We start from the raw sequence: 20,081 nt of genomic DNA, 5'->3' as shown, positions 1-20,081 counted from the left end.
GAGCCGCGAAGCGGCGTTTTGATGGCGATTGTTAGGCTAAAAACCATCCACACTTCTCACAAACCAAGATTTTTCGACAACCCAATTTCCGAACAGCAATTGATCGCACTTTCCGGTAGGTATCGATGTAATTAGTTCATCACTACATTCCTGAAATATTAACCCGCCCCCAAATCGATAAAAGTAATCAAGTGAACGAACCTGAACTGCATTGTTTATTTCTTTTTCATCAACTATTTCAGCTTCCGAAAATCCCGGGAAAGCCCAGAACCCGTCCTGCTTCACCAGCATGAAATAGTTCGTATTGAATTGCTCAAAAGCAGCTACAAGCTCCTTACTAAATGTTGGCCCTTCTTGCCAATCAAAACCGGTATCAGTCCTAATGCCAGCACTATGACCTCGATCTGGTAACCATCTGATAATGTCGTAAGACGTTTTATCAGCGGTAGTTATTAGTTTTTGCAACTTTTTATCATTCAAGTAAAGCCACACGTAGTCTTGAAATGCACTCCGAGGCCAATACGGCAAACTGAGCCAAGCTAAAGCAATAACAAGCAAAACGCTAAAAGTAATTGTGAGTGCTTTCATAGGCCTAACAGTGTATTACTGTGAATTCGCGTTATACCGCACAGTGAAAAACGCCTAGAAGTCACAGCCTCCTTTAATTTTCTCCATACTAACAACACCTTAGCAAAGTCTGCCAGCGCTTTTAGCACCAACCCACATTGGTGAAAGCGAGAATTGGGATTTATATAGGTCTCTGTATGTCCAAACCTTTGGATGTAAATATCATTAAATTCAATAGTCTGTCGTCAGTCAAATTGGGCAAAGCGAGACACTGGCCGCGTGAAACCGAGAATTAGACGCGAAAATCGAGTCAATTCAACTTATACCTGTACGAATCTGCAGTCATTCCTAGTGGAGAGTTGCTAGGTACTTTCCGCTAATTGATTAAGTCAAAAGTTGGCAGGTCGTCGATGGACTAGTTACTTGTTAAATAGACCTATGCTCCCCCTAAGCGGCCCGAGCCGCTTTGATACCCGCTTAAAAATTCCCGGTCGGTTCAGGGCGCTGCTAAAAGGTGGGCAATTTGCTGGGAGCAAATTGAGTGAAAGACGCGTCTGGAACGTCGTTTTCACGACCGCCTTTTTGTAGTGGCCTGGACTGACGTTGTTGGGAATCCTGCGGGCGTGTTTCTTTTGGTTACTTTGATTTGCACGAGCAAAGAAAAGTGACTGGCGCATCAGGGATGATGTGTCATATAAGACAAGGAAGTCGAACAGTTGCTTGGACTTTTAGGCTCATTCACCAAGTTGTCGGGAGCAAATTGGAACAGCTTTAGCTGGCCCGGAGGGCAAAGTTCAGGAAGAACTTTGTAAAGGTGGCTGGCTCGCAGGGAAGCGAGTCATACACAGCAAGGATGCCAAGAAAACCTAACGCTTATTCACCACCCGCAACACTCCCCGCCTATTTGCCGCCAAGACCTTATAGCCCTTGCAGCCATTAAATGCGGCGTAGCTTTGTAATGCTTCGCGTAGGGCCTGGATAAATTCATCATCCAGCACAAAATCGGGCTCCAGGCTGAGCTGTACAACCTGTAGCACTGCGCTTTTACGCTCAGCTTTGACATCCATACGCCCAACAAACTGCTGTTTCCACAGCATCGGCAGGCAGAAGTAGCCGTATTGGCGTTTTTCTTTGGGTACATAGCATTCAATCTGGTAATCAAAAGCAAACAGGGCTTTTAGGCGCTCGCGCTGAATTACCAGGTTATCAAAAGGGGATAGCAGCAAAAGTCGCGCCTGGGGTTCGGGCCTTTCAGGCAGGTCGGCCAGGTCTTGTGGGTCGGCGAAATAGCGCTGCCCAGCCAGGTTAAAGGCGATAAGGCGGCCCTCTTCCTGCATGCTGGTTAACCGCTGTTGCAGCAGTTTTTGGATGGGGCCTTTACGCAAATAGCCCATTTGCTTGGCGCTGCCAAAGCCATGGGCATGCAGGTAGCGGGAAATCAGGTAGTCGGCAAACTCCTCATCGCTGGGCGGGCGGGTGTCGGTATCCGCAGGCAAAACCCGCTCAGCCAGATCGTAGACCTTCTGGAAGTTACGCCGCTCGGTGACCATCAGTTCACCTTCCATATACAGCTGCTCCAGTGCACGCTTGGCCGGTTTCCAGTTCCACCAGCCATTGGCGCTGCCGCTGTGCTCAAACTCAGCCGCACTTAGCGGCCCGTCGATACGAATACGCGCCAGTACTTCCTGAATAATCTTATCGTCCCGCTCAAACCAATGCTTTTCCCCTTGGGCAATACGGCGCATCCGCCACAGACCAAAACGATAATCCTGCATGGGTAAAAATGCCGCCGCATGTGACCAGTACTCAAAGATCTGCCGGTCTTTTAAGAGCTTATCCAGGTGCGTTGGCTGATAGTCTGCCACCCTGGTCCATAAGCTATGGTGATGAGCGCGCTCCACCACATTAATGGAATCGATTTGCACATAACCGAGCTGGCAAATGGCGTCCAGGGTACCCTGCTCGCTTTGCCAGCCGTTGGTGTGGGTGAGGCCTTGGCGATGCAAGGCCAGTTGCTTAAGGTGATTGGGATGAATATCCACCAGATTGCCTAAAAGTGATAACAGACAACCTTTTTTAAGCCATGGGCGTCTGCGGGGCAAGTGCCGTTTTTATCTGAGCAGGCTGGTTTTTCAGCCCGCAAAGCCAGCGCAGCAAAGGCACACGGCGGATAATCTCATAGCCCAGATAGCAGCCAGCAAGTGTCAGCAGCAAAATAACCAGGGCTTCAAACCCAGGGGATAACTGCAAGGCCTTAAGGTTGGCGGCCGCCACAATAATCAGGGTTTGATGCAGCATATACCAGGGCAAGATGGCTTTATCGGTGTAGCTCAGCAGTTTACTGGGGCGGTTCAGATAATGACCAGCCAGCCCGACACAGGCCAGGATCCAGGCCCAGTAGCCTGTGGCACCAATCACGCCATAAAACAGCTTAACCGCGATATTGGTATCAAACTGGGCGGCCAGAGAGGCAAAGGCGCCGTGTTTGTCCAGAAGCAAAAACACATAGCCAAGCACCGCCACAGCTAAAAACATATTTCGCCAGGCGATAACCTGCTGCCACCACTTGCCTTGACGGGCAAGCAGATAACCGCCGATAAACACCGGCAGATACTTGGCATGGTTGTACCAATCCTGCACCAGGTCATGGGTGCTGGGGAAAGCCTTCTTGAGGAAATACCAGGCGATGATCTGTACGCTTATCACCGTCAATAACACCCAGCGGCCTTTTACATTACTCAGCCAGTTACTGGCCCCTAGCTTGTTTAGCAAAGGCATAAACCCAATCACCAAAAGGCTGTAAAGCCACAAGTAGGGCAAAAACCACAGATGATTCCAGGTTAGCAGGCCAATAATACTGTGATGCTCCACCAGCAGTGAGGTCCAGGGGTTAATGTAATCCAGCCAGAAGGCCCTATAGCCGGGTTGGATCAGCTCTTGATCCAACGCCTCAAAATAGGTTTGCGGGGCAACGATTACGAACATGCCGAATAGCAGCGGAATAAACAGCCTGACACTGCGCAGCCTGACCAGACTGCCCTGACTGTATTTGTCGGCTACCAGCGCCAGGGCAATACCGCTGATAAAAAACAGTAGCGACATACGCCAGGGGCCGGTCAGGATCATCAGGTCCTGCAACCAGACAAATTGCCCTTGATACTCACTTTTAATATGCCAGCCCCAGTCATACACGTAGTACATGCCCAGGTGATATAAAATCAAAATGCCGAATGCCAGGGTTCGCAGCCAGTCGACATCATAGCGACGCGAATTTGTTATTTGAGTCATAGTGAGCCCTTAAGGTAAAGTCAGGCCCCTATAATGGCGATGGCATCACTTGCTCAATACAAGCAAAGGCTGAATTGACGCAGCCTGGGGACAAGCGGTGGAATGCTGGGATGAAATTTGGAGTTATTTTCAGTGAGCTGGTTTGAACGTTTTGACCGCCATCCACGTTTATATGTGGCGTTACTGCTGGGCGCTTACCTGTTTATCAATAACAGCATTAATGCCACCTCAGTATGGATGGAACACAGCCGCGACGGTACACCGCAAATTGCCCTGTGGGAGCCATTTGCCTGGGAATACACCAGTGCCCTGGCCTTCTTTTTGATTGCGCCATTACTTTTTGCCTGGTTTGCCCGCGTTCCTCCACGTTTATCTACCCCTGGCCGGCAGTTGCTGCTGCACTTTTTCGCTACCCTGGTGTTTGCGCTTTTGCATGTGGGGTTGATGGTCAGCTTTCGCGAGCTTGTTTATGCCATAGATGGTAGTGACTACAACTTTGGCCCCTGGCTAAGAGAGTTTTTCTACGAATACCGTAAAGATGCCTGGGGCTATCTGTTCTGGTTTTTGATGTACCAACTTTATCACTTTGTTTATAGCCGCCTGAAGGGCGAAGCCCGCCCGGTGGATGAACAGGAAGACAGCCATAGCCAGGCACCGGAGCATTTTCTGGTGCGCAAACTGGACCGGGAGTTTCTGGTTAAGGTGGCCGATATCGACTATCTGGAATCCTCAGGCAACTACGTAAATTTGCACAGCCAGGGGCGCATTTATCCCCTGCGCGCTACCTTAGGTGAGCTTAGCGAACGCCTGCAGCAAAAGGGCTTCAGCCGTATTCATCGCAGCTATGCGGTAAATCATAATGCGGTAGAAAGTATCAGCTATCAAAACAGTGGCGACGGCGAAATCCAGCTGAAATCCGGCCATAAACTCAATTTGTCACGCCGCTATAAAGACGGCTTTAAGGCCGCCTTATCATGAGCATTGATTACCTATGGCTGGGCCTGGCCATTTGGCTGGGCTTTACCGTGCAGGCCATGATTGGCTTTGGCAGTATGGTGATTGCGGTATCTATTGGCAGCCTGATGTTTGCCATACCTGAGCTACTGCCGGTTTTGGTGCCGCTGAATATCTTTGCTACCGGCGCTATGGCCTGGAAGCTTCGCCGTGAACTGGACGCAAAATTACTGCTACAAGGTATTTTGCCAATCATGATCCTCGGTCTTGGTCTGGGAATTTTATTGTTGGAACAATTGCCGGGGGTTTGGCTGAAGCGTGGTTTTGCCATTCTGGTGCTGTGGTTCTCGGCTAGGGAATGGTACAAGCTCTATCATCAGTTGCCGGTAAAACCCCGCCTCACCTGGTGGCAACAAAGCTGGACCTTTCTGGCAGGTATCTGTCAGGGCCTGTATGGTTCTGGTGGGCCGCTGCTGGTGTATGCCATCAGCAGCCGCGAGCTTAACAAAAGCCAGTTTCGCACTCTGCTGCTGTATGTGTGGTTCTGTCTGAACAGCCTGTACAGTGTGGTGATGCTCATGCAGGGCAAAATACAGCCGGTGGCCTTAACCATTCTGGCCTATGTCCCGGTGCTTTACCTGGCCATCTATATAGGGAACAAGTTGCATCACAAAGTGGACGAGCGACAGTTTAAGCAAGGCGTGTGTCTGATGCTGATCCTCTGCGCCCTGGCTATGTTGTGGTAACGAAAAGATAGGGATTGGCGCTGGCATACCTTATAATCGCCGGCTGATTGATGAAGGCCATTAGGGGGCGGGTGATGTTTGACGAGTTGGATTTAGATGATGCGCTGGTAAGTGCTTGTAAAGAAATGGGTTTTAAAAAGCCCACTGGGATCCAGCAACAAGTCATTCCGGCCGCCATGGAAATGCGCGATATCCTCGCCTCGGCACCAACCGGCACAGGTAAAACCGCGGCATTCTTGCTGCCAGCCCTGCAATTTTTACTGGATAATCCACGCCGCGATCCCGGTGCTTGCCGTGTTTTGATCCTCACCCCTACCCGCGAGTTGGCCCTACAGGTATTTGAGCAAGCCAAGGCGCTCAGCCAGTTCACCCGCTTTAACTGCGGCGTGATCACCGGCGGTATCAACTATGGTACCGACAAGGATCTGCTTGAGCAGAATCTGGATATTCTGGTTGCCACCCCAGGCCGTCTGTTCGAACACATTGAGAAAGAAAGCTTTGACTGTCGTGAGATCGAGATTTTTATTCTTGATGAAGCCGACCGCATGCTGGACATGGGCTTTGGCGGCATAGTTAACCAGATTGCCGCCGAGGCACGCTGGCGCAAGCAAACCTATCTGTTCTCCGCCACCTTAGAAGGCGGTGGTGTGGCCCGCTTTGCCCGCGACATTCTCAAGGATCCCATTGAAGTACAGGCCAGCGCTACCCGCAGTGAACAAGGTAAGATCCTGCAGTGGATCCACTTGTGTGACGACGCCGCGCATAAATTTGCCCTGCTTCGCCATATTCTGCAAAACCAGGTGCAAACCGCCATTGTGTTTGTAAAAACCCGTGACCGCTTAATGGAACTGCGCGGCAAGCTCGACTCAGAAGGCATTGCCAACTGTTACCTGCAAGGTGAAATGCCACAGGACAAGCGTAATCTGGCCATTGCCAGGTTTAAAGCCGGGGAAGTGAAGCTGCTGATCGCTACCGACGTGGCCGCCCGCGGTATCGACGTACCGGATGTCAGCCATGTTATTAACTACGATATGCCGCGTACCGCAGATATCTACCTGCACCGCATTGGCCGTACCGGCCGGGCCGGTAAAAAAGGCACCGCCATTTCTTTAGTGGAAGCCCATGATATTGCCATGGTGCCTAAGGTTGAACGCTACACAGGCGAGGCATTAAAACGCCGCGTAATTGAAGAGTTAAAGCCTAAGCACAAGGCGCCCAAATTGCCGGTGAAAAAGAAAAAAGCACCAGGCAAGAAGAGCGCGGCCAAGAAAAAAAACGCAAAGAAAAAGTAATCTGACGACCCCGTCAAACTACCCCAGCGGCCCGAAACAACTGTAAATGCACTTGTGTCAGGGCCGCCATATCCCGCTGATAGCCGCCGCCAATCACCGCAGCTACCGGCAAGCCCAATTGCTGGCAGGTGTTAAATACCAGACTGTCGCGCCGAAACACCCCGTCAGTACTGATATGCAGATGGCCCAAGTCATCATTAATATGCACATCCACCCCGGCATCGTATATCACCGCGTCGGGCCGGTGGATATTCAGCGCCAGCATCAAGGCGCTGTCCAGCACCTCCAGATAAGCCTCATCTTCTGTGCCTTTTGGCAAAGGGAAGTCCATATCGGAAACTTGCTTGCGATGGGGAAAGTTTTTCTCACCGTGCAACGACAGGGTAATAATCCGCTCATCCTGCTCTGCCAGCTTGGCGGTGCCGTCGCCCTGATGTACATCACAGTCCACAATCAGCACTTTATCTATGCCAGGTGCACAGAGCATTTCCAGCGCTGCCAGATATAAATCGTTGATCATGCAAAAGCCCGAGCCAAAATCGGCAAAGGCATGATGGTAGCCACCGGTCAGGTTGATGGCCTTGCCATGCTCAAGGGCAAGTCTGGCGGTCAGCACAGTACCACCGCTGGCGGTAAGTGTGCGGCGCACCAGTTGTTCCGACCAGGGAAAACCAATGCGCCGCATAGCCTGCGGCGCTAACGTGCCGGATTGCAACTGCTGTAAGTACTGGGCACAGAACACCGACTCCAGGGCTTTTATATCCAGCGGCTCTGGGGTAAAAAACCAGTTATCCGGCACGCCCATTACCTGCAGTGCATCACGGATAGACTGGTACTTTTCGATAGGAAAACGATGGCGAACCGGCAGGTTCAGTTGGCTATAGATGGGATGAAAAACCAGGGGGATCATAAATATCCCCCTGCCAGGCTGTTAGTCGGCAGGTACGTCAACGTCCCAGTCCGAGGGGAGTTCTTCAGGTAACTCAAGCAAGGTAAAAGACGCGTCGGCTTCACCATACACATACACATGGCATTGACCCCATTTGGCAGGCACCTGCCACACTGTGTCTGGCTCGATGCTAAAGGTAATGCGGCGCAGCTTACAACGAACATCCAGTTTGTCCAATTGGCCATTGACTTGCGTAACGGAAAACGCTGGTCGGGAAAGTTTATGGCGCCAGGGTTTGTCATCCCGGATATGGCCTTTCAAACCAAAAATCTCAGACCCGGTAATACGCGCTTCAATCTTTTCCATGTAGGGAGTGAATAACGCCACCACCTCGCCGTCTTTATCCAACGCCTGCAAACGTTCATAGCTGCTTTTGGCATCAGCATAGCGGTTTAGCTGTATTTCCATCTGCAACTTTTTCTGTAAAAATCCCAGTTGCACCTTTTTTGGCAAGGTACTCTCAGGTGCCGACAAAGCCCGATGCAAAGCTTGGTGCTGCATTAAAGGCTCATTATTTTTTTCATGATAGGACGCCTTCAACAAGTTATACCAGGCATCTTCCAGCAGATTCCATTGCTCGCGACTTTCCATATCGACAAGAATCGCATTTACCTCATCTAGCTTGCCCTCTTCCAGCAAATTCAGGCCTTGCTTGATCTGACTTCTGAATTTACGGGTCACTCCATCAGACCCTTTATCCACTCGAAATGAAAAACGTACGCGGGATTCGCACTGCTGTACCGGCTGGCCATTTTCCGTGGCAGGGCGGTAAGTCCACTGTTCTATTGCCTTGATAGCACTGCGCTCCAGCCCTTTGTTGCCAGAGGAGTCTTCAACAATAGCATTACTGACAGTTCCATCGGCTTCAATCACATAACTCATCTCCACCCAGCCTTCACGACCACTACGGGCTTGTTCTGGGGGATATTTGGGATGAACCCGCTCCAGTGGCATGGCTTCCACTACCTCACGAAGCTGCTGGGCAACATCCTGAGTCTGGGCTTGGGTGTTCAGTTGGAGTAAGAGCGGCAAGATCAAAAGACAAACGGCAAAACGCATATTTAAATCCTTTTAAATTCTCAATCTATTCCTGAACCGGCATTGTAGTCTGATAAACTTAGGGCTTTCCAGCAAATCGATGTGAATCTATGCAGCAAACATGGGTAATGGCCACCGGCAATCCAGGTAAGGTAAAAGAACTGGCGAACATGCTTTCGCCCCTGAATGTGGATATTCGCGTACAAAGTGAATTTGGTGTGCCAGATGCCGATGAAACCGGCTTGAGCTTTGTGGAAAACGCCATTCTCAAAGCCCGTCATGCCGCACGTATTACCGGCTTACCGGCGATTGCCGATGACTCAGGTTTGGCCGTGGACGCCTTAGGCGGCGCGCCGGGTATTTATTCTGCCCGCTATGCAGGCCAAGGTGCTGGCAATACTGCCAACCTGCAAAAGCTGCTGCACGCCATGCAGGATGTCAGCGATGACAAGCGCAGTGCACGTTTTATCTGTGTGCTCGTTTGGCTGCGCCATGCCGATGACCCAACCCCTATTATTTGTCAGGGACAATGGCAAGGCAGCATTACCCGCACGCCCGCCGGTTCCGGTGGTTTTGGTTACGACCCGGTATTCTGGGTGCCAGAACAAGGCTGTACCAGTGCAGAACTGTCTAGCGAAGTTAAAAACCAGTTAAGTCATCGTGCTCAGGCGCTTAAGCAGTTATTACCGCAACTGGAAGCCGCCCTTGTCTAAGCCAAGCTTGCAAGCACCGCCCCTGTCACTGTACATCCATATTCCCTGGTGTGTGCAGAAATGCCCCTATTGTGACTTCAACAGCCATGGGCAAAAACACAGCCTGCCTGAGGCGGAATATATCAGTCATCTGCTTGATGATTTGGCCGAGGATGCAAAACGGGTTGGCGACAGGCCGGTTACCAGTATTTTTTTTGGCGGCGGCACCCCCAGCCTGTTCAGCGCCGAGGGGATAGGGCGGATATTAAGCGGTGTAAAAGACAGAGTTAATCTGCAAAACGACGCAGAAATCACGTTGGAAGCCAATCCAGGCACAGTGGAAAGCGAAAAATTTATTGGCTTTCGCCAGGCTGGTGTTAACCGTATCTCCATCGGCGTGCAAAGTTTTCAGGCCGGCAAGCTTCAGGCCCTGGGGCGTATTCATGACAGCCGCCAAGCGCAAAATGCCGCGGGTTATGCCCACCAGGCGGGACTACGCAGCTTTAACCTGGATTTAATGCACGGTTTACCGGAGCAGAGTCTGGAGGATGCCCTGGCAGATCTCAGGTTAGCTATCGCCCAGCAGCCCCCGCATTTGTCCTGGTATCAACTGACCATAGAGCCCAATACCCAGTTTGCTTCCAAGCCACCAGTATTACCGGATGACGATATTTTGTGGGACATTCAGCAACAAGGGCATGCCTTGCTGCAGGCTGCCGGATACGCGCAGTATGAAATCTCCGGCTACAGCCAGCCGGGCCACCAGTGCCAGCATAACCTTAACTATTGGCGTTTTGGTGATTATCTGGGGATCGGCTGCGGCGCGCACGGCAAGATCACCGACATTCAGGCAGGTACTATCACCCGCACAGTGAAAGTCAAACACCCCAAAGGCTATATGGATCTGTCAAAGGCCTATCTGGATCAGCAACATCAGGTTGAAGATGAAGACCGTCCATTTGAATTTCTGATGAACCGCCTGCGTCTGGTGGAACCTTGCCCCATAGAGGATTACAGCCGTTTCACCGGGCTGGCCCTGCATGAATACGGTATTGCTGACAAACTGGCACGTGCCACCGACATGGGACTGTTGGCCCAAACACAACAGAGCTGGCAAGTCACAGAACAAGGCCGCCGCTATCTGAACAGCCTGCTGGAAATGCTGGTTTAATTCAGAACGAAAAGCCCGCGCTCGGTCAGGCGGGCTAATCAAGTTTGATAGGTCACACAACCCAGCCGAGCTGCTGGGCACGGTCATAGGCCAGTTGACTGATATCCTGCTGAATAAAATGATGGTGTAGCAGCATCACCCCCAGCACATGATTTAGCACCGCATCAATTTGCACTTTGTCGGCGGCATCGGTGGCTGGACTCTCCTGTCGGGACATCAACTCCTGGACAAAAGCGGCATCAATTAGTCCGGCTTCTTGCAACTGGGCAGGCGAGGCGTAGCGGGCAAACAAGCCTTTGAGCTTTTGCCATTTTTTGTCATCGGTATGGGCCGGCGGCGCCATAAAGGCAAATTTCTGACGTTCATATAATACGCTCGGCAACAGGCCCTTCATGGCCTCGCGCAACACATACTTTTCCTTGCTGCCGCGGATCCTCAGTTCAGGCGGAATAGTGGCGGCATACTCAGCCAGATGATGATCTAAAAAGGCCGGGCGGGCTTCCATGGAATTAGCCATATCCACCCTGTCGCCGCCCCAGGTCAGGATCTGACCTTCCAGCATGGTTTTAATCCATACATATTGGGCTTTATCCAGCGGATGTCGACCTTGCAAATAGGCGTCATCCAGGCGCTCGGCGATAGCTGCACCGGGCTCATAGCCACTTAATTCATCACGGATGGCCGGATGCAGCAGTTGTCTGGCCAAATCCGAACACCCCAACCAAGGTTGCAGGCAACTTGGGGTAAAACCCACCTTGGCATTAATGCTGTCTGACACATACTCATCTTTGGGCAGCATAGCCCCCTGAAACAGTTTGTTGGACTCCATCAGCGTGCGCTGCCATTCTTCGGCCTGCTCCTTATCCAGCCCTTCCATACCATGCAGGAACATGTCCTTGCGAAAGGCCGGATAGCCCGCAAACAATTCATCCGAACCTTCACCGGTCAGCACCACTTTGTAGTCCACATGCCGCACATGCTGGCTCATCATCAGCTTGGCGACCGCCAGGGTGTTGTAAATTGTGCGCTCGGTATGCCAGATGGTGCGGGCAAAGTTGTCATACAGCAGATCGGCATTGAGTTTAAGAATATCCTGCTCAGCCTCGGTAGCCCGCGCCATTTCAGTGGCAATGGCGGCCTCATCGTACTCGTCGTTGTCAAAGCTGATAGTAAAGGCGCGGATGGGATTCTGACTCACCGCCGAGGCCAGCCCCAGGATAGAACAAGAGTCAATGCCACCGGATAAATAACAGCCCACCGGCACATCGGCATTTAAGCGCAGTTGCACCGCTTCCAGTAAGTGACGGCGCACTCCCTGAATATAGCTTTCATCGTCCAGGCGCGGACGGTTTTCCGGTGTGGGAAAATCCATATCCCAGTATTTGCAGGTTTCAATTTCAAACTGGCCGTCACGACGCTGAATTTTTAGCATATGTCCAGGTTCAACCTGATGAATCCCTTTGAAGGCCGTAGTGCCTGGCACCATGACCTGAATAAGTTGGTGAAACAACCCCTGGCTATCAATCTCAGGCTTGACCTCGGGATGTGCCAACACGGTTTTCACTTCCGAGCCAAATACAATCTGGCCCTTCACTTCGGTCCAGTACAGAGGCTTGATGCCAAAGCGATCCCGCACCAGATAAAGACATCCCTGCCTTTCATCAAAAAGTGCAAAGGCGAATTCGCCGCGCAAATGCTTGAGGGTTTCTGCCATGCCCAAACGCAGATAGAGATGGGGCACTATTTCCGAATCACTTTTAGTCTCAAAGTGTTGGCCTTCGGCAGTCAGCTCTGCACGCAATCTTTGATAATCGTAAAACTCACCGTTGTGAGCAAAAATCATCTGACCGCCATGTAAAAAGAAGGGTTGGCGGCCGCGGTTTTCATTCAAATCTATAATGGACAGCCTGGCATGGCTCATTCCCATGCCGACACCGGCCGGGTTACAGTAACCATAATTGTCCGGCCCGCGGTGATGCATAATGGCGGCCATATTGACCAACACTTGCGAGTCCACCTCCTGTTCGGGCCGGGCGGCGAAAATGCCTGCTATTCCACACATATATTCTCCTGTTTTTCTGCATTAACGAGGCTTCAACGTAGACGCGATACAGGATGTATCGCCATTTTCAGTACCCTGAAAATGCGAGCGAAGCAAAACCACGCTTTTGCGCAGCGACTCAGGACCGCAGGCAGGAAGCCGCAGGTCCAGATCAACTAGATCACATCCAACACCCGCTCAGCCCGCTTCACCAGGCAGGTTAACAGCGCCATACGCAAAAACACCGCGCCCCTGGCCTGTGAGAAGTACCAGTTGTGATGTGTGCTATCCAAATCCGTACTGAGCTCTTCACCCCGAGCCAATGGGTGCAGAATGATGGCGTCTTGTTTAAGCGGAGACGACGCATCCAGATGGTACTTTTTGCCATACTGCTTAAAGGAATCCCCTTCCCAGGAAATGGCATTGATATACACCACATCGGCTTTTGGCAGCACCTGTTCGAGATCATCCGAGGTATTAACTGTTAAGCCAAACTGCTCTAGCTGCTCAAGCTGACCGGGGGCGAACATGGCATTACAGCCTTTGTCATTCACCACGGTGACACTGCTAAATACCTCAGGGAAATAGCACAGTAACTTAAGCAGGCTGCGCACCGTGCGCATCTTGGCCGGGAAGCCAACCAGACAAAGGTTTAACGGCTTTCCCGGTGTGTCGGTCAGCAAATCTGGGCGCCATTTAAAGATGGTGTATAAATCGGCCAGTGCCTGGGTCGGATGCTCATCGGTACCATTACCCGCATTGATAATGGGAATACGCAGAGACGCCATCATCTCCCGCACAGACGACTCCTGAGAGTCACGCAATACCACACAGTCGCCGTAGTTATTGAACATCTCGGCCACATCCATTAACGACTCGCCCTTGGCAATGCCAGTGGTGGAGCGATCGGTAATAGACATAATGTCACCGCCCAGACGATGCCAGGCGCTTTCAAATGACAAGCGGGTACGGGTACTGGGCTCATAGAAGGCCGAAATCAGGATCTGGCCGTTCAACGAACTGCTGAATCTGTCTGGATTAGCTTCATATTTGGCGGCCAGACGAAATAGCTGCAACAAGGTCGGTCGATCAAATTGATCCGATGAATAGATATGCTGATTAGCCAGCTTGGCCAAATGGTCACCATCTTCGATGATGGCCCGCAGCAGCTTTTTCGGATGCGCATCGCCCTGAACATCGGGACGGCGGCGCTCAAACTGAACAACCTGTTCCAGGTTAGGATCTACCATAGATTCTTATCCTTGAGATCGCGCTGATAAAGCAGAAGTAAAATCACCGGTGCCAGAGCACTGCCGACTAAGGCAACCCAGACCAGCACAGCTAAAAGGGTTTCACTCAGGTACATGCTCAGCCTCTTTGAAGACACGCCAATCAAATTGGCCAGGTGCCAAATACAGACCAGCCAGGCAAATCAGCAACGACACCAGCGCCGCGCTGATGGCTGCCACATAAAAGCCGATCACAAAATACAAAACCAAACCACAGACAATCCCCAGGCTCATCGCGGCCGTTGCAAATCGCCCGGTGAGGCCAGGGTGATACAAGCCAAACAAAATCGGCCAGATGGCAGAGGCCACAAAAGCGCCGGTGAAATTTAACAGCGCGCCCAGGGTGGCCACCTTGGGCAGACATAACAGCCAAGTCAGCGCCCCCAGACCTATCACAATGCGCTTGTTTATCTTCAACAAAAGGTCGCTGTTGGCTTTGGGGTTTAGCAGGCGTTTGTAGCCATCCTGGGTGATCAAATCTGACGTAGCGGCCAGCAGACTATCCATACTGGATGCCAGGGCCGAGAACACCACCACAAACACAAACACCGCACCAATGCCTCCCAGCAGTTTGGCCGCCACTAACGGCCCCACCATATCCGCGCTGGGCGGCAGGATATTTAATGACAAGGCCGCCAAGGCAACGAAGCCCGTGACAATAGGAATGGGTAGCCACAGCAAACCGCCGGTCAGAAAAGCTTTCTTGCCTATCCCCCCCTTAAAGGCGAAGGCTCTGGACCACCAGACGTTGGAATGGAAAATCTCACCAATGCCGAAAAAGATGTTGTTAAACAAAAACATAATTGCAGCGGGAAAGGCCAGATTAAGGAGCTCTGGCTGCATCCTGGAGACATTCTGATGAATTTGGCTGATACCGACCTTGTCGATGCAAAACCAGGCGATGACCACCACGCCAACCAGGATCAGAATAGATTGCACAAAGTCGGTCGCAATCACCGCCTTTAATCCGCCCAGTAAGGTATATACCACGCAGATAAGCAAGATGGCCGTCATGCCGGTGTGATAATCCAGGTCGCTGAGCGAGGACAGCAGGATCCCCCCTGCCATGCCCAGGCTAACCAGCCAGCCCATGGCATAAAATAGCGAGATCAGCATAAACACGGCCCAGGCTTTGGGGCCAAAACGGGTACGAATAAAGTCCCCGCTGGTAAAGCCATGCGGCATTAAGGATTTGATCCGCGCCGCCATAGGCGCAAACAAGATAAGACCAAGGGCGGCCATGCTGTAGCCAATCATGCCCCAGACGCCAAACTGATAAGCCAGTTGTGGAGCCACCAGCGTGGTATTACTGGTGATCCAGGTTGCCATGGCCGTTGCGGTGGCAAAGGCAAAGCCCACATTGCGCCCCGCCAGTGCATAGTCATCAATACTTTGGTTGTTGCGTCCCAGATACCAACCAAAAGCAATCCACAACAGGCCGAAGCCTACCAGGATAGCCAGCGCCAAACCTGAATCTAGCTGGGCATCAAGCATAGTGGCCGTCTCGCTCCTTGCGCACAAACCCGAGTAAAATCCCAACCAGCATAGAAAATGCCGCCAACCCAAGTACAAACAAGGCCAGCGCCTGATACAAAGAACGGTGCTGCACCCATACCTTGGCTAACTTGATCGGCGGTTCGCTGCCGCTGCTGTCCAGCAGCCGCACCAGGTAGTGGCCATTGGCAAACCCCGACATAGTCGCCTGGCGTTGACCACTCACATTAAATTGCTGAAGACTCTGGGTATCCGGTGTGCCATCAACCAGACGCACCACCTCCAGACTGTCATAACTGGCATTGTAATCACTAAATTCCAGTACAAAGTAACCTTCCCTGGATTCCAGAGACTGCACGGCAAACGCCGGAATGCTGGCCAGCATCAACAATCCCAGGAACAGCGTATGGATCGCCCTCATGACGTCTCCTCTGCTTATTCATTAACGGTCATGCTAACATTTATTAGTATACGAAACAAAATTCACCCTACTGATTAAATACACACCGCCATAAGGACAGTCCATGATTCACGAATTGCAGACCAACCTGAGCAGACTCCAAAACGATTTACTTGAGTTATCTCATATTGGGTATGACTTAGAATCAAAAGGCATATTCAGACTCGGCTTTACACCGGCTGACATGCAGGCCAGGCAATGGTTAATCAAAAAGTTTGAGGACGAAGGATTTTCCGCAAAAATGGACAGTGCCGGCAACGTAATAGGCAGTATGCAACAAGATACTGACAGGCCAGTGATCGCCATGGGCTCACATATCGATTCGGTACCCGCAGGCGGTATGTTCGACGGTACCTTAGGCGTGTTAGCAGGATTGGAATGTATGCGTGTGCTGCGAGATAGCGGTCTGGATGTCACCTACCCACTAGAGGTGTATGCCTTTGCCGAGGAAGAAGGACGTTTTGGCGGCATGATGGGGGTGCAGGCCATCACCGGGGAGCTGACTCCCGATTGGCTAGAAACCGCCCATGATGCCAGCCATATTTATCTTAAAGATGAGATGGCAAGCTGTGGTCTAAATGCCATAGAAGCCCTCAATGCCCGGGTTGACCCCAAGCATTTTCGGGCCTTTCTGGAGCTGCATATAGAGCAAGGGCCGGTGCTGGAGCGAATCGGCAAACCTATAGGTGTGGTGGAGGCCATCTCCGGGGTTTATAAGTGGCTGGTCAGACTGATCGGCAAAGCCAACCATGCCGGTACCGCACCTATGGACATGCGTAGCGATGCCTTTATGGGACTGGCCGACTTTGCCCATGAGATCCCCCGTATTATCAATGAGGAAGGCTCGGACAAAAGCCGCCTGACCGTCGGCCGGGTCGAGCTCAAACCCGGCTATGCGCACACCGTCCCCGGGGAAGCTGAATTCACGCTGGTCGGTCGGGATACAGATCCACAAACTATGCGCAATCTGGCAGATGCTTGTCGACGGGTGCTGTCCAGCATCGCCCGTAAACACAATCTGATGTTTGAATTTGAACAGATGAGTTGGCTTGAGCCACAGGCTATGTCCAGTGAAGTCATACAGGGCTTTTGCCAGCAGGCAGAAAAGATGGGACTTGATTATCAGGTTATGCCAAGCGGCGCTGGCCATGACGCTCAGTATATGGCCAAGGTTACCCCGACCGGTATGATCTTTGTACCCAGTGTCGGCGGCATCAGTCACGCACCAGACGAATGGACGCACTGGCAGGACGTGCACACCGGGGCCAACCTGCTTTTACAGACAGCGTTAGCCTATGCCTGTGGCCACCAAGATAAATAAATACTCAACTTAGGTATTTTTCAATCTCTTTGAGTTTTTATACGCATAAATATATTACTGGCCATAAAGCCTTTAATTATGCCGCTTACAAAAAGGAGCTAAAACACTTAAAAAACAAACCAGACCGATCTGGTTTATTTTTTAATACCCAATAAATAAACGTGGAATTTTTTAGAGCAAAAAATCGTCATTAAAAAATAATTAATTAACATTGATCCGATTATAGGCCGTCGGCTAGGATGCATTCCGCACCCTGCCATCTCTAGTGATGACAAGACAGTGCACTCAATAAAAAATAACTATAAAAAATGCCGACAAGCCAATAAAAACAATGCCTATAGGCATAGCAAAAATAAAAACAGGCTTGATAACGGTGAACCACCAGGGAATAGTTTTCTACGGACAGGCCGCTGTGTTGAAAGATTTGTTTATTAAATATAACACCAAGTATCAGTACTGGGATTTTGATGAAATCAGGCAATGGCAGGATATCCAGGAAAAAGGCTTGCTGCGCTTTATCCTGTTGGAAGGTTTGATTAAATGGGGCCTGCTGTCGTTCGCCATTTTCATGACTATTTTAATCACCACCCAGGACATTTCCCCAGCCGATATTCCGCTTATCGCACTGATATGGGCAATAGTCGCTTGCCTCTACGGTTACAGTATCTGGCTGGGAACCCAGCTTTCCTACAATAGGCATCGCAATAGCAACAAGTAAGGTTGCTATTTGGCCGTCTGCAATCAACAATAATTCCGCAACAACTTGACCAAACCAGGTTGTTGCCCAAATGGCCGACAGCTTTTCCCCTTACAAGGACATAACCATGCGCAAACTTGCTCTGCTCGCGATAACGTTACCACTGACCATGCCCTTAGCCGCACTGGAAATCAGTAGCCCGGATATTCAGGAAGGCCAGAGAATGGCCAAAACCTTCGAATATTCAGGCTTTGGCTGCGACGGAGAGAATCAATCACCGGCCCTGGCCTGGAAAGATGCGCCGGCTGGGACCAAAAGTTTTGCCATTACCGTCTACGATCCCGACGCGCCAACCGGCAGTGGTTGGTGGCATTGGCTGGCATTGAATATTCCTGCCGATACAAAGAGTCTGCCACGGGGTGCATCCGGCAAACTGGATAAAGTGCTGGAAACCCGCACCGATTACGGTCAGCCCGGTTTTGGTGGTGCCTGCCCGCCTGTTGGACATGGTATGCACAGATACCAGTTCACTATTTGGGCCTTGCCGGATGAAAAACTCGATTTTCCAGTGGATATTTCCCCAGCCATCGTCGGCTATACCCTGAATAGTAAAGCTCTGGCGAAGGCAACCTTAACTGCCACTTACGTGCGCTGATCCACGCTGAACGCAGAAAAAAGTAATTACAACACAACCACTAAGAACACGAGATACACGAAGGACTAAAGCAAGCCATCCTATTCTGGACCTGCGGTTTACTTAGTGTTCTTAGTGCCATTGGTGGTAAAAGGTGCAACTAGAACCAGTTTGCCAACCCACTGCTGTCCATATAAAGCGGTTATATCTGGACACCGCAACCTGATAACCACCAGCGTATCCCCCTGTTGCAATTAAGGATTTTCTGCCCTTATACTGAATACAGTTTATATCTTGTCGGAGTGCTCAGTCCGGTTTACCGGGCGAGCTGAGACCGCAAATGCGGGATCCGTTGAACCTGATCAGGCTAATACCTGCGAAGGGAACAAGAGCGTAACGCCCAGGCTTCAGGCTGCCGCCTCCCCAATCAGGGGCAAAGATCCAACCGGCGTTATTCTTTGCAACACTCCTGACAAGCATTTCAGCCATCTGAATAAGCGAGAATGCTATGTCAACCAGACGCGAATTACGTAACCAGGCCCAGGAATTTTTAGACCAGTTGCAGGGCCAGCACTACCCCAACTCCAAGCGCATTTACCTGCAAGGCAGCCGCGCCGACCTGCGTGTCGCCATGCGAGAGATTCAGCTAGCCGATACTTTAGTGGGCGGTAGCAAAGAGCAGCCAGTGTATGAGCCCAACGAAGCCGTCCCCGTATACGATGCCTCCGGCCCTTACGGCGATGTGGATACCCGCATTGATGTGCGCCAAGGCCTTAAGTATGTGAGACAAAACTGGATCCTGGAGCGTGACGACACCGAAACGTTACAGGAGAGCTCATCAAGCTATGCCAAGGCCCGCGCCGCAGATATCAGCCTGGATGACCTGCGCTTTGAGCTCAAACATCAGTCGCGTCGCGCCAAACCCGGCAAATGTGTTACCCAATTGCATTACGCCCGGGCCGGTGTGATCACCCCCGAAATGGAATACATCGCCATACGTGAAAACATGGGCCGCGAGCGGGTCAAAAGTGAACTGCTGAACCGCCAGCATAAAGGCGAGCATTTTGGTGCCAACCTGCCTGACAATATCACCCCGGAATTTGTTCGTCGTGAAGTGGCTGAGGGCCGTGCCATTATTCCGGCCAATATCAATCACCCGGAATCTGAACCGATGATTATCGGCCGTAACTTTCTGGTTAAGGTAAACGCCAATATCGGTAACTCGGCGGTGACTTCTTCCATTGAAGAAGAAGTGGAAAAGCTGGTGTGGTCAACCCGTTGGGGCGCTGATACTGTGATGGACTTGTCCACCGGACGCAATATTCACGAAACCCGCGAATGGATTTTACGTAACAGTCCGGTGCCTATCGGCACTGTGCCGATTTATCAGGCGCTCGAAAAGGTTAACGGCATTGCCGAAAACCTGACCTGGGAAGTATTCCGCGACA

At 51.3% G+C, this 20,081-nt stretch carries 19 protein-coding genes and 1 riboswitch; of the genes, 9 read left to right on the top strand and 10 right to left on the bottom strand.

Annotated elements, in window-relative coordinates; genetic code table 11:
• Positions 1 to 36: 36 nt before the first annotated feature.
• From J0A65_RS15165 to J0A65_RS15155, 3 genes are all read right to left on the bottom strand, one after another.
• A complete protein-coding gene (locus J0A65_RS15165) occupies positions 37 to 588 on the bottom strand; it encodes a hypothetical protein (RefSeq protein ID WP_206595164.1) in 552 nt (183 codons plus the stop codon).
• A gap of 845 nt (positions 589 to 1,433) precedes the next feature.
• The gene (locus J0A65_RS15160) at positions 1,434 to 2,609 is read right to left on the bottom strand and encodes a winged helix-turn-helix domain-containing protein (protein ID WP_206595163.1); all 1,176 of its coding nucleotides are present in this window, start codon (positions 2,607 to 2,609) and stop codon (positions 1,434 to 1,436) included.
• Positions 2,610 to 2,643: 34 nt separating this feature from the next.
• Entirely contained in the window at positions 2,644 to 3,855 is a 1,212-nt protein-coding gene (locus J0A65_RS15155; RefSeq protein WP_206595162.1) for an acyltransferase family protein, read from the bottom strand.
• Between the two features lie 132 nt (positions 3,856 to 3,987).
• On the opposite strand from J0A65_RS15155, the gene J0A65_RS15150 reads away from it, so the two are divergent.
• From J0A65_RS15150 to srmB, 3 genes are all read left to right on the top strand, one after another.
• The gene (locus tag J0A65_RS15150; protein WP_206595161.1) at positions 3,988 to 4,833 is read left to right on the top strand and encodes a LytR/AlgR family response regulator transcription factor; all 846 of its coding nucleotides are present in this window, start codon (positions 3,988 to 3,990) and stop codon (positions 4,831 to 4,833) included.
• The gene (locus J0A65_RS15145; protein WP_206595160.1) at positions 4,830 to 5,555 is read left to right on the top strand and encodes a sulfite exporter TauE/SafE family protein; all 726 of its coding nucleotides are present in this window, start codon (positions 4,830 to 4,832) and stop codon (positions 5,553 to 5,555) included. The genes J0A65_RS15150 and J0A65_RS15145 overlap by 4 nt, the downstream gene beginning before the upstream one ends.
• 74 nt (positions 5,556 to 5,629) lie before the next feature.
• Positions 5,630 to 6,847, top strand: a complete 1,218-nt coding sequence (gene srmB, locus J0A65_RS15140; protein WP_206595238.1) for an ATP-dependent RNA helicase SrmB — start codon at positions 5,630 to 5,632, stop codon at positions 6,845 to 6,847.
• A 13-nt stretch (positions 6,848 to 6,860) separates the two neighbouring features.
• On the opposite strand, the gene J0A65_RS15135 is transcribed toward srmB, so the two are convergent.
• A complete protein-coding gene (locus J0A65_RS15135; RefSeq protein WP_206595159.1) occupies positions 6,861 to 7,757 on the bottom strand; it encodes a histone deacetylase family protein in 897 nt (298 codons plus the stop codon).
• Between the two features lie 21 nt (positions 7,758 to 7,778).
• Positions 7,779 to 8,855, bottom strand: coding sequence for an energy transducer TonB (locus J0A65_RS15130; RefSeq protein ID WP_206595158.1), 1,077 nt, complete (start codon positions 8,853 to 8,855; stop codon positions 7,779 to 7,781).
• Positions 8,856 to 8,944: 89 nt separating this feature from the next.
• Here J0A65_RS15130 and rdgB point away from each other — a divergent pair, with 89 nt between their 5' ends.
• Positions 8,945 to 9,547, top strand: coding sequence for an RdgB/HAM1 family non-canonical purine NTP pyrophosphatase (gene rdgB / locus J0A65_RS15125; protein ID WP_206595157.1), 603 nt, complete (start codon positions 8,945 to 8,947; stop codon positions 9,545 to 9,547).
• A 7-nt stretch (positions 9,548 to 9,554) separates the two neighbouring features.
• The gene (gene hemW, locus J0A65_RS15120) at positions 9,555 to 10,697 is read left to right on the top strand and encodes a radical SAM family heme chaperone HemW (RefSeq protein WP_206595237.1); all 1,143 of its coding nucleotides are present in this window, start codon (positions 9,555 to 9,557) and stop codon (positions 10,695 to 10,697) included.
• A gap of 52 nt (positions 10,698 to 10,749) precedes the next feature.
• Here hemW and asnB read toward each other — a convergent pair whose 3' ends face one another.
• The 5 genes from asnB to J0A65_RS15100 form a co-directional block, all read right to left on the bottom strand.
• Positions 10,750 to 12,759, bottom strand: a complete 2,010-nt coding sequence (gene asnB, locus J0A65_RS15115) for an asparagine synthase (glutamine-hydrolyzing) (RefSeq protein ID WP_206595156.1) — start codon at positions 12,757 to 12,759, stop codon at positions 10,750 to 10,752.
• 155 nt (positions 12,760 to 12,914) lie between these two features.
• Positions 12,915 to 13,988 carry an aspartate/ornithine carbamoyltransferase family protein gene (locus J0A65_RS15110; protein WP_206595155.1) on the bottom strand — a complete coding sequence of 358 codons (1,074 nt, stop codon included), beginning with the start codon at positions 13,986 to 13,988 and terminating at the stop codon, positions 12,915 to 12,917.
• On the bottom strand, positions 13,982 to 14,104 hold the full coding sequence (locus J0A65_RS27710; RefSeq protein WP_269813701.1) for a hypothetical protein: 123 nt from the start codon (positions 14,102 to 14,104) through the stop codon (positions 13,982 to 13,984). The genes J0A65_RS15110 and J0A65_RS27710 overlap by 7 nt, the downstream gene beginning before the upstream one ends.
• Complete coding sequence (locus tag J0A65_RS15105) at positions 14,091 to 15,521, bottom strand: sodium:solute symporter family transporter (protein ID WP_206595154.1); 1,431 nt, start codon at positions 15,519 to 15,521, stop codon at positions 14,091 to 14,093. Before J0A65_RS15105 ends, J0A65_RS27710 begins: the two co-directional genes overlap by 14 nt.
• On the bottom strand, positions 15,514 to 15,942 hold the full coding sequence (locus J0A65_RS15100) for a hypothetical protein (protein ID WP_206595153.1): 429 nt from the start codon (positions 15,940 to 15,942) through the stop codon (positions 15,514 to 15,516). The genes J0A65_RS15105 and J0A65_RS15100 overlap by 8 nt, the downstream gene beginning before the upstream one ends.
• Before the next feature lie 103 nt (positions 15,943 to 16,045).
• Between J0A65_RS15100 and J0A65_RS15095 the strand changes: the two genes are divergently transcribed.
• The 4 genes from J0A65_RS15095 to J0A65_RS15080 form a co-directional block, all read left to right on the top strand.
• Positions 16,046 to 17,302, top strand: coding sequence for a Zn-dependent hydrolase (locus tag J0A65_RS15095; protein WP_232849982.1), 1,257 nt, complete (start codon positions 16,046 to 16,048; stop codon positions 17,300 to 17,302).
• 412 nt (positions 17,303 to 17,714) lie between these two features.
• Positions 17,715 to 18,020, top strand: coding sequence for a hypothetical protein (locus J0A65_RS15090; protein ID WP_206595152.1), 306 nt, complete (start codon positions 17,715 to 17,717; stop codon positions 18,018 to 18,020).
• 106 nt (positions 18,021 to 18,126) lie between these two features.
• Positions 18,127 to 18,654 carry a YbhB/YbcL family Raf kinase inhibitor-like protein gene (locus tag J0A65_RS15085; protein WP_206595151.1) on the top strand — a complete coding sequence of 176 codons (528 nt, stop codon included), beginning with the start codon at positions 18,127 to 18,129 and terminating at the stop codon, positions 18,652 to 18,654.
• Positions 18,655 to 18,921: 267 nt separating this feature from the next.
• A riboswitch (TPP riboswitch) is annotated at positions 18,922 to 19,035 on the top strand.
• Positions 19,036 to 19,141: 106 nt separating this feature from the next.
• Positions 19,142 to 20,081, top strand: a 940-nt coding sequence (locus J0A65_RS15080) for a phosphomethylpyrimidine synthase ThiC (protein WP_206595150.1), incomplete at its 3' end; no start/stop codon positions are given.

Source organism: Bowmanella yangjiangensis (genome assembly GCF_017255015.1).
In the GTDB taxonomy this organism is placed as follows: Bacteria; Pseudomonadota; Gammaproteobacteria; order Enterobacterales; family Alteromonadaceae; genus Bowmanella; species Bowmanella yangjiangensis.
This window is presented reverse-complemented; position numbering and strand designations above follow the sequence as displayed.